This window comes from Bartonella eidoli, from assembly GCF_036576145.1.
In the GTDB taxonomy this organism is placed as follows: Bacteria; Pseudomonadota; Alphaproteobacteria; order Rhizobiales; family Rhizobiaceae; genus Bartonella.
The window spans coordinates 9,960-10,991 of sequence record NZ_JBAFWX010000010.1 but is presented as its reverse complement, the minus strand read 5'-3'; the positions used below and the strand labels follow the sequence as shown (position 1 = coordinate 10,991).

General features: G+C 38.9%; 1 pseudogene. It reads left to right on the top strand.

Features of this window, described 5'->3' with window-relative positions:
* Positions 1-1,032, top strand: a pseudogene (locus V5N68_RS06075) (hypothetical protein); the annotation flags it as partial.

Genomic DNA, 1,032 nt, shown 5'->3' with positions numbered 1-1,032 from the left:
GGGGGTGATGCTGAATATGAAGATGGTGAGTGGACAGGTCCTCAATTTGAGATTACGCAAATTGAAAGTGGCGGGACACAAGGTGAGAAGAAGGTTTATGAAGATGTTGCTAGTGCTTTTGAAGGGGGTAATAACGCTGTTTCAGGTTTGAGCACCGAAATTAATAATGTGAGCACTGAGATTAAAAATGTTCAGGCTGACATCAAAGGAAGTATCCTTGTAACGCAAGAAGAGTCTGCTGATCCTATTGCAATTGGTGGAAAAACTGGTGGTACTATTGTTAATATTGCAAATAAAAGCCATGTCTCTCGAAAGCTTACTGGTCTAGCAGATGGTGATATTTCTTCATCTTCTAAAGATGCAATCAATGGTTCACAGCTTTATTCTGCAAATAATGCTCTTGCTGCATATTTGGGTGGTGGTGCTAAATATGAAAATGGGGAATGGAAGGCTCCGAGTTTTAATGTTGCAACACTTGATGCTGACGGCAATTCTACAGAAGAGAGCTATGACAATGTTGCTAAAGCATTTGATGCTGTGAATAGTTCTTTCAAAAATACTTACACAAATATTAGAAATGAGTTTACCAGTGAACTTTCTGATATGAAGAGTGATAACCTTGTTCAGCAGTCAGGGGTTGGTGGTACTATTACTATCGGTAATGCAGTAAGTGGTACTGCTATTAATATTGCAAATAGTACTGGTGGTTCTCGAAAGCTTACTGGTTTGGCAAATGGTGATATTTCTTCATCTTCTAAAGATGCGATTAGTGGTTCACAGCTCTATTCAATGGGTGAAACGCTTGCTACATATTTGGGGGGCAATGCTAAGTATGTGAATGGGCGTTGGACAGCTCCAAGTTTTAATGTTGCAACATTTGATGCTGAAGGCAACTCTACAGAAACGAGCTATGACAATGTTGCTAAAGCATTTGATGCTGTGAATAGTTCTTTCAAAAATACTTACACAAATATTAGAAATGAGTTTACCAGTGAACTTTCTGATATGAAGAGTGATAACCTTGTTCAGCAG